This window comes from Streptomyces sp. SID3343 (assembly GCF_009865215.1).
GTDB lineage: Bacteria > Actinomycetota > Actinomycetes > Streptomycetales > Streptomycetaceae > Embleya.
This window is the reverse complement of the sequence record NZ_WWJX01001170.1, coordinates 1-7,550: the sequence shown is the minus strand read 5'-3', so window position 1 is coordinate 7,550 and position 7,550 is coordinate 1. Positions and strand designations below refer to the sequence as shown.

Genomic DNA, 7,550 nt, shown 5'->3' with positions numbered 1-7,550 from the left:
GCAGGGGATTGTCGCCCCCGTCGACGGTCTGGATGCGCGCGGTGCCGTCGACGTGGACGACGGCGGGGATGCGTTCGCGCCAGTGCTCGGCGACGTCGTGGGTGAAGAGCATGTACCGGCTCGGGACGGGTCCGTCGAAGAGTTCGGCGGCGCGCTCGGCGAGCACCATCGGGGCCACCGGGCGGAACTGTTCGCGACCCTTGACGTCGTTGAGGCGCTCCAGGTTGGACGCGCGCCCGGGATGCGCGAGCAGGCTGCGGTGGCCCAGCGCGCGCGGGCCGAACTCGCTGCGGCCCTGGAACCACGCCACCACGTCGTCGGCGGCGAGTGCGCGGGCGACGACGTCGGCGATGTCGTGGGGCCTGGAGTAGGGGACCCTGGCCCGGCACAGCCACGCCTCCAACTCGTCGTCGTCCCAGGACCGACCCAGGTCCGCGCCGGCCATCGGCGTCGTGCGGTCGCCCATCACCTCGGCGACGTGCAGCGCCCCGCCCAGCGCGGTGCCCGCGTCGCCGGCGGCCGGCTGTACCCAGATGTGCTCGAAGGGCCCCTCGGCGGCGATCCGCGAGTTGGCCACGCAGTTGAGCGCTACCCCGCCGGCCATCGACAGGTGCCGGTCGCCGGTGCGCGCGTGCAGCCAGCGCACCAGGTCCAGCAGGACCTCCTCGGTGACGGCCTGGACCGACGCGGCCAGGTCGGCCTGCTCGGGGGTCCAGTCCTCGTGCGGTCGGCGGGCCTTGGCCAACGCGGACAGGTTCACCGGCTCGGTACGGAAGGAGCCGTCGCCGGTGGCGTACACGGATCTGCGCAGTTCGTCGAGGAAGCGGGGCCTGCCGTAGGAGGCGAGGGCCATCACCTTGAACTCGTCGCACGAGCGCAGGAAGCCCAGGTGGGCGGTGACCTCCTCGTAGAACAGCCCCAGCGAGTGCGGAAGGGCGGTACGGGCGAGGACGTCCGGCCGGCCGTCTCTATAGCGCGCGGACAGGTGGCTGGTGGCCTCACCGCGCCCGTCCGCGACCAGCACACTCGCGTTGCGGTAGGCGGGAGGTCCGGCGAGGGCGGCGGACGCGGCGTGCGCGATGTGGTGCGGGACGAACCTGAAGACGCCGGCGTCGAGCCCGGGGAGGGCTTCGGCGACGAAGTTCGGGGCCTCGCGGGCGTAGGTCTGTCGCACGTGGTCCCACGGGTCGTCGAGCCCCAGGCTCTCCTGCGGGCGGGCCAGCGCGGGGTCGAACGAGTAGGTGACCGCGTCGAGTTCGTCCGGGCGCAGGCCCGCCTTCTCCAGGCACCACGTCGCGGCGAGTTCGGGGAGTTCCCACGCCGAGAAGGGCAGCGGCCGCTTGCCGTGCTTGCGCCGGCTGAAGCGTTCCTCCTCGGCGGCCGCGACGACTCGGCCGTCGACGACCACGGCCGCCGCGGGGTCGTGGAAGATGGCGTTGAGTCCGAGGATGCGCATACGGTTCTCCGCTCCGGGCGATGTGGGCGAGGGGCCGCCCGGTTCGTGGATGTGGCGCCGAGTCGCCTGCCGGATCCCGGCCCCCGGACCATCCGGGACCGTCGGCGCTGCCGTCACGTCACCGCGGCGGGAAACCGGTACGGGCGGCCGGGTGGGACGCGCGACCGAGCGAGCGGCGCCGGGGACGTGCCGGCGCCTACGCCGCGTCGTGTAGTTCGGGTTGCGCGGCGAACCACTCGATCGTGGCGCGCAATCCGTCGCGCCAGTCCACGCGCGGCTCCCAGCCCAAAACCGTGCGCGCCCGGGTGATGTCCGGTCGCCGGGTGGTGGGATCGTCGACGGGTCGCTCGACGAAGGCGATCTCCGCTTGCGACTCGGTGAGTTCCAGGATGCGGCGGGCCAGGTCCAGCACGCTCATCTCGTTCGGGTTGCCGATGTTCATCGGACCCATGTGCGAAGACCCGGCGAGCGCGAGAACGCCGGACACGGTGTCGTCGACGTGACAGATGGAGCGCGTCTGCGAGCCGTCGCCGTGCACCCGCAACGGTTCACCGCGCAAGGCGGCGCAGACGAACGCCGGGATGGCTCGGCCGTCGTTGGGGCGCATCCGCGGCCCGTAGGTGTTGAAGATCCGCACGATCGCGGTATCCAGCTCGCGCGCCTGGCGATACGCCATGACCAAAGCCTCGGAGAAACGTTTCGCCTCGTCGTACACGCCGCGCGGGCCGATCGGATTGACGTTTCCCCAGTACTCCTCCGGTTGCGGATGCACCAGGGGATCGCCGTACACCTCCGACGTGGACGCCAACACGAACCTGGCCCGCTTCTCCGCCGCCAGGCCCAGCGCGTGCAAGGTGCCCAGGCTGCCCACCTTCAACGTGTCGATGGGGTACTCGAGGTAGTCCAGCGGCGACGCGGGCGACGCGAAATGCAGCACCAGGTCGACCTCGCCCGGCACGTGCACGAACTCGGTGACGTCGCAACGGGTCAGCCGAAACGCGGGATCGGGCATCAAATGGGCGACGTTGGCCGGTGTGCCGGTAAGGAAGTTGTCCAGGCACACCACCTCCGAGCCTCGGGCGAGCAGACGCTCGCACAGGTGCGAACCGAGGAATCCGGCCCCGCCGGTGACCACGACCCGCCGAAAGTCACGTTCTGGCCCCGTCGCGACGGACGCGTCCCCCGCGGGGAGCGGATCGGGAGCCCCGCGGCCCGAGTCGAGCGGATGGCTGTGAGGTGGACGACGGACCTCGTGGTGAGACCGTGCGCGGGCGGCTTCGGGCGTCATGACGCTCCTCCGGATGCGGCGCTGGGGTCGGAACCGACGGTACCCGGACGGATCATCGACAAACGGCACTTTTCTCCCGGGCATGTCACCCCCAGGGCGGGGTAAGGGAGCGCCGGCCCGGCACCGCTGGGGGCCGAAAATCGGGACCGCGACGGAAGGTTGGACACACATGTCGGACGCCGGCGAGAGCCGCGGCCCAGTGGCGGTCACGGTCGTGATCGCCACCCGTGATCGGCGGGACGAACTGTGCGCCACGCTCGCCCGGCTGACCAGCCTGCCCGAGCGCCCGGCGGTGGTCGTGGTGGACAACGCGTCGGGCGACGGCAGCGCCGACGCGGTGCGCGAGCGCTATCCCCGCGTGCGGGTGATCCGCAGTCCGACCAATCTGGGCGCCGCCGGCCGCAACCTGGGCGTGGAGGCGGCCCAGACGCCCTACGTCGCCTTCAGCGACGACGATTCCTGGTGGGCGCCCGGCGCCTTGGCCGAGGGTGCGGCGGTACTGGACGCCCATCCGGGCACCGCCGTCCTGGCCGCGCGGATCCTGGTCGGCACGCACGAGGAAGCGGACCCGGTGACGGGCCTGATGGCGCACAGCCCGCTGGGTCGTCGCGCGCACACGCCGGGGCCCGCCGTACTGGGCTTCCTGGCCTGCGGCTCGATCGTTCGGCGGGACGCGTTTCGCCAGGTCGGCGGATTCGCCCGGTTTCTGCTGATCGGCGGGGAAGAGCAACTGCTCGCGTGGGATCTGGCGGCGGCCGGCTGGAATCTCGCGTACGCGCCGTCGGTCGTGGCCCACCACCACCCCTCGCCCGTGCGCGACTCGGTCGCCCGCCGGGCCCGCGTCGCCCGCAACGACGTGCTCGTGCGGCTGATCAGACTGCCGCTGCGCAGGGGGTTGGCCGACTGGTTCGCGTTGGCCCGAATCGCCCACGCCGACCCGGCGGCCAGGGAAGCGGCCCTGGCGGTTCTGGCCGCCGCGCCCACCGTGCTTCGTCGGCGTCGTCGGCTGCCCGCCCGGGTCCTGCGTGACATCGACCTCGTCGAATCCGTGCGCCCGCCGCTGCCGGAGCAGCCGAGGGAGGCCGTACGTGTCGCGATCGACCGGTCCTGAACGCGGTGCGGCCCGCTATACCGTCGTGCTGATCACCCACAACCGCCGCGAGGAACTCCTGCGCACCCTGGCCGTCCTGCGCGATCTGCCGGACGCCGCCCCCATCGTCGTCGTCGACAACGCGTCCGCGGACGGCACGGCGCCGGCCGTGCGGTCGGCGTGTCCCGACGTCTCGCTGATCGAGTTGGCCCGCAACCTCGGCGCGGTCGGCCGCAACATCGCGGTCCGTACCGTCACGACGCCCTATGTGGCGTTCTGCGACGACGACGTGTGGTGGGCTCCGGGAGCCCTGGCCCGAGCCGCCGACCTGCTCGACGAGCACCCCGAGGTCGCCACCGTGACCGGGCGCGTGATCGTGGAGCCGGACGGGACCGAGGACCCCATCGTGGCGGAACTGCGGTCCTCGCCCGTCGCGCCGCCGGCGGGCTCGTGCCTGCCCGGGCCGGTGCTCGGCAGCATCCTGGCCGGCGCCTCCATGGTTCGGGTGGAGCCGTTCCGTGCGGTGGGCGGTTTCTCCGCGCGACTGCTGCTCGGTGGTGAGGAGGAGTTGTTGTCCGCGGACCTCACCGCAGCGGGTCACGTCCTGCTCTACGCCGACGACGTCGTGGTCCACCACCGGGCTTCCCTGCTGCGTGACCCGACCGCCCGGCGCCGGGCGGGCATTCGCAACACGCTGTGGTTCACGTGGCTGCGGCGCCCGGGCGGGCGGGCCCTGCTGCGGACCGTGCGGCTGTTGCGTACCGTCCCGCACGATCGCACCACGTTGCTCGCGGTGGGCGACGCCCTGGTGGGTCTACCCGGGGTGCTGCGGGACCGACGCGTGGTTCCCGAGGCCACCGAACGCGGGCTCCGCGCTCTGGAGGCCACCCAGTTGAGCGGTCGGGCGCGCCGATACGTGGGGTGATCACGATGTACCGCCCGACTCGTCGGGATCCGGTGCACGGAGGCCACGTTCAGGTACGGGCGTGGGCGTGCCGGTCCGGCTCGTGGGGGAGCAGCGAACTGCGGCCCTGGTCCCACGCGGTGAGCAGGTGGGTCGACAGGCGGTCTTCCACGAAATCGCTGGCCCGGATCCCGAAGACCACGTCGCTTTCCAGGTCCGGCTCCTGTTCCAGCAGCCCGCCCAACACCTCGCGGCGCATGAGCTGTTCGTGGACGGCGTCCGCTTCGACGTGTTCGGTGTAGAAGAAGGCACACGCCGGGTCCTGGACGCCCAGGCGGCTCAGCGCGTCGGCCAGGCGGGCGGAGCCGGGCGGCGAGCCGATCTCGATGACGGCGAACTGGCCGACGGCCATCCCGCGCCGGCCTCGATGCAGCCCGAACAGCGACATCAGATTGACCACGGCGAGCATGGGCGCGGGCACCCGGTCCAGATAGAAACCGTACGTCGGGTCCAGACCCAGCCCCCGCATGAGATCCCCGAACAACCGGGCGTGCATGCGGTCGGCGCGCCCGCCGCCGTACTCGTCGAACTCGACGGACACCACGCCTGCCTTGGCCCGCCCGTCCAGGCGCGGGATCAACCACGCCTGGGGATCCGCCTCCTTGAGGTGGTACAGCGAGCGGTGCACGACGTATTCGCGGAACTGGTCCAGGTCACCGTCCTTCAGCAGGTGATGGCTGACCCCCGCACCGTCCAGGGGCTCGACCAACAACGGAGCGAGAGCGGTCTCCAGATCGGCGTCGGCATCGACGCTCTCGCGCAGCGCACGCAGGAACGCCCCCTCCAGTTCGGCACGCACGCGCAGCAGGTCGGGATCCCATTCCCAGGCCGCATCCACCTCGGCGAATGCGCGGTAGTGCAGTTCGTAGCAGACGTACAGCGCGAGTTGTAGGTCGTCGCCGAACGGATCCGCGTCGGCCGCGGCGGCTCCCACGCCGGTGCCGGCCGGGTTGCCCAGGGCGGCGAGGATCGCGCCCGACACGGGGCCGCGTTCGCGCGGCGGTTCGGGAGCGGTCATCGCTCCTCCCGTTCCTGTTCCCGTTTCTGTTCCCGGGGCGCCGGCGTCTCGGCTTGCGGGCCGGGAGGCTGACGGTGGGATCGGTGGCTGGTATCGCACCACGGGGGCCTGCGGGTGCGACGGCACGTGCACAACGCCACGACATGCCTGTCGGAGAAGGCCGTGCCTCCGTTCGCCAAGGCGACCTCCACGGGTCCCTCCAGCAGGATCGGGCCGCCGTCGACGACCTCGACCCGGCGTGCTTCAGCTCGGGAAATCGCCACGGACGACCACCAACTCCTCTTCTCGGCAACCCGGTCGCAACAGACCGCGCTTCTCCAGGAAGGCGGCGCGTGCGGTCAGGACGGGGCCGAAGGGCTCCAGGCTTCGGGCGACCACCTGGGCCCGCAGGCCGACCGACTCCAGGAGACCCAACGTCGTGCCCACCCCGCACAGCACGGAGTGCACGACCAGCAGCGTCCCGCCGGGATTGAGGTGTATCGGCACCTGGGCGCACAGCCGGTCCAGTACGAGCCGCCCGTCGGTACCGGCGTCCCACGCCCGGGCGCGACCTCGGCGGGGGGCGTTCTCCTCCGGAGAGGGCACGTACGGCGGGTTCGCCAGCACCACGTCGAACGTCTGGCCGCGAACGGGCTCCAAGAGGTCACCCCGCAGCACGGACACCCCGCGCCGACGCCAGGCACTGTTCAGCCGAGCCGTCCACACGGCCTGACGCGAGACGTCGACGGCCGTCACCCGACACGATCCTGCGGATGCCGCCGCCAAGGCCACCGCGCCCGTACCCGTACCGACGTCCAGGACGCGATCGACGCGGTGCAGCCCTTGCTCGACGAACGCCGACGCCAACAGTCGGGTATCCGCCTGTGGGCGGTACGTCCCCGGCAACCTCAGCATTCTCATGGCTCGCGGCTGCCCCGGCCGATCCTGCCGAAACACCTTGATCGAATCGCCGACCGGGCGGGGCCGCGAACGCCGGGGGACGTGTCACTCAGCCGGCGGAAGACCACGGGCGGACCCACATCGCCGCCGGGGGCACCGGAGTGGGCGAGCCGGTGGGCGCGGGTCCCGCCGGGGCCGTCTCACCGGCCGTGCCCGGGCCGCCTCACCGGCCGGCCTGCGCCGGGTGGTCCGACACAGGCCGAACCGATGATGTCGGATCGTCTTTCGACTCGGTGCTCAGCCGCGTACCCACTTCTGGTTGCCGCCGTTGGTGCACTGGTAGAGACGTACCTCCGCGCCGTCACGGGTGCCGTTGTTCCAGAGGTCGACGCATTTGTCGGCGGTCTTGGAATAGAGCGTGCTGCCGCGCAGAGTGAACTGCTGGGCGGGATTCCCGCTGCAATAGGCGATCTGGACGTAGGTTCCGGACGCGGTGCCACCCCACGCCGCGTCCATGCACAGGCCCTTGGTACGGATCGTGCCGTCGGACTTGATGTCCCATTTCTGGTTCACGTCACCGTTGCACGACCACAGCATCAGATGCGTGCCGTCGGAACCGGCCGACCCGCTCAGGCATTTGCCGGAGATCGGGTTCTTCAGCGGGTTGCCCGGAACGTTCGGCTTCGGCGGCTGCGGAACGGCGGGCGGGGGCGGGGGCGGCTGAACGGGGGGCTTGGCGGGTGGTTGGACGGGCGGTTGGGCAGGCACGGGAGGGGGCGGAGGTTGCACGGTTTTGGGTTGTGGCGGGGCGGGCGTGCCCGGCGCACGGTTGACCGGCGGGGGCGACTGCCGTTG

8 protein-coding genes are annotated in these 7,550 nt (G+C 71.8%); 2 read left to right on the top strand and 6 right to left on the bottom strand.

What is annotated here, in order from left to right:
* Both GT354_RS37055 and GT354_RS37050 read right to left on the bottom strand, forming a co-directional pair.
* A partial coding sequence (locus tag GT354_RS37055; protein ID WP_161360777.1) for a carbamoyltransferase N-terminal domain-containing protein occupies positions 1-1,456 on the bottom strand: 1,456 nt, incomplete at its 3' end.
* Positions 1,457-1,652: 196 nt separating this feature from the next.
* Positions 1,653-2,591: a UDP-glucuronic acid decarboxylase family protein gene (locus tag GT354_RS37050; protein WP_346012343.1), complete on the bottom strand. Its 939-nt coding sequence runs from the start codon at positions 2,589-2,591 to the stop codon at positions 1,653-1,655.
* 322 nt (positions 2,592-2,913) lie between these two features.
* Between GT354_RS37050 and GT354_RS37045 the strand changes: the two genes are divergently transcribed.
* Positions 2,914-3,855: a glycosyltransferase gene (locus tag GT354_RS37045; RefSeq protein WP_161360775.1), complete on the top strand. Its 942-nt coding sequence runs from the start codon at positions 2,914-2,916 to the stop codon at positions 3,853-3,855.
* Positions 3,833-4,759, top strand: a complete 927-nt coding sequence (locus GT354_RS37040; protein WP_161360774.1) for a glycosyltransferase — start codon at positions 3,833-3,835, stop codon at positions 4,757-4,759. The genes GT354_RS37045 and GT354_RS37040 overlap by 23 nt, the downstream gene beginning before the upstream one ends.
* A gap of 49 nt (positions 4,760-4,808) precedes the next feature.
* Here the strand turns inward: GT354_RS37040 and GT354_RS37035 are convergent, their stop codons facing one another.
* From GT354_RS37035 to GT354_RS54945, 4 genes are all read right to left on the bottom strand, one after another.
* Positions 4,809-5,816 carry an iron-containing redox enzyme family protein gene (locus GT354_RS37035; protein WP_161360773.1) on the bottom strand — a complete coding sequence of 336 codons (1,008 nt, stop codon included), beginning with the start codon at positions 5,814-5,816 and terminating at the stop codon, positions 4,809-4,811.
* Entirely contained in the window at positions 5,813-6,079 is a 267-nt protein-coding gene (locus GT354_RS37030) for a CDGSH iron-sulfur domain-containing protein (protein WP_161360772.1), read from the bottom strand. Before GT354_RS37030 ends, GT354_RS37035 begins: the two co-directional genes overlap by 4 nt.
* Positions 6,060-6,716, bottom strand: a complete 657-nt coding sequence (locus tag GT354_RS37025; RefSeq protein ID WP_161360771.1) for a HemK2/MTQ2 family protein methyltransferase — start codon at positions 6,714-6,716, stop codon at positions 6,060-6,062. Before GT354_RS37025 ends, GT354_RS37030 begins: the two co-directional genes overlap by 20 nt.
* Before the next feature lie 276 nt (positions 6,717-6,992).
* Positions 6,993-7,463: a ricin-type beta-trefoil lectin domain protein gene (locus GT354_RS54945; RefSeq protein ID WP_161360770.1), complete on the bottom strand. Its 471-nt coding sequence runs from the start codon at positions 7,461-7,463 to the stop codon at positions 6,993-6,995.
* Between the last annotated feature and the right edge of the window lie 87 nt (positions 7,464-7,550).

Bases quoted from the DNA above. Each gene is read 5' to 3' on its own strand.
- GT354_RS37025 (WP_161360771.1), bottom strand. From the start codon at position 6,716: ATGAGAATGCTGAGGTTGCCGGGGACGTACCGCCCACAGGCGGATACC.
- GT354_RS37045 (WP_161360775.1), top strand. From the start codon at position 2,914: ATGTCGGACGCCGGCGAGAGCCGCGGCCCAGTGGCGGTCACGGTCGTG.
- GT354_RS37035 (WP_161360773.1), bottom strand. From the start codon at position 5,816: ATGACCGCTCCCGAACCGCCGCGCGAACGCGGCCCCGTGTCGGGCGCG.